General features: G+C 46.2%; 2 tRNA genes and 1 rRNA gene. All 3 read left to right on the top strand.

From position 1 onward, the window contains the following. Positions 1-112: ribosomal RNA gene (gene rrf, locus ACTNB3_RS17895) — 5S ribosomal RNA — on the top strand; the annotation flags it as partial. Between the two features lie 11 nt (positions 113-123). Then, a tRNA-Ile gene (locus ACTNB3_RS17890) sits at positions 124-197 on the top strand. A gap of 37 nt (positions 198-234) precedes the next feature. Continuing rightward, positions 235-307: transfer RNA gene (locus ACTNB3_RS17885), tRNA-Ala, on the top strand. Positions 308-610: the final 303 nt, after the last annotated feature.

The raw sequence follows: 610 nt of genomic DNA, 5'->3' as shown, positions 1-610 counted from the left end.
GGCGATGCGCTTAGGGGACACACCCGTTCCCATCCCGAACACGATGGTTAAGACCTAAGCGGCCGATGGTACTGCACTGGAGACGGTGTGGGAGAGCAGGTGGCCGCCAGATTTAAAAAGGAAGGGCTTATAGCTCAGCCGGTTAGAGCGCACGCCTGATAAGCGTGAGGTCGGTGGTTCGAGTCCACTTAAGCCCACTTCTTTCAAAAGAAAGAAGACCATACAATTACATACGGGGGATTAGCTCAGTTGGGAGAGCGCCTGCCTTGCAAGCAGGAGGTCACGAGTTCGAATCTCGTATTCTCCACGCAGATAATGAAGAGAGCAGATGGTGTTGGCAGACAGGATTCTGAGCCAGGCTTGCCTGAACGAAGAAGGCTGTATGACAACAGAAGGATATTCGAAGAATATCCGTGACTGAGGAACAACGTTCCGAAGTCTCATATGCGAACTAGATTATTCGCTCTACTCCTTCTTATCTATATGTACCTTGAAAACTGCATACAAAGAAAATCAATTCTCAAATAAATAGAGAAAGACATCCGAGGTGATTGTTATTCTTAAGAGTAACAATTAACTAACACTTCGAGAAAACGAAGTAAAAAAACAA

The sequence above is a fragment of the Bariatricus sp. HCP28S3_D3 genome, assembly GCF_052065755.1.
In the GTDB taxonomy this organism is placed as follows: Bacteria; Bacillota; Clostridia; order Lachnospirales; family Lachnospiraceae; genus Allocoprococcus.
Note: the sequence above shows the minus strand (reverse complement) of the source record. Positions and strands in the feature narration are given on the sequence as shown.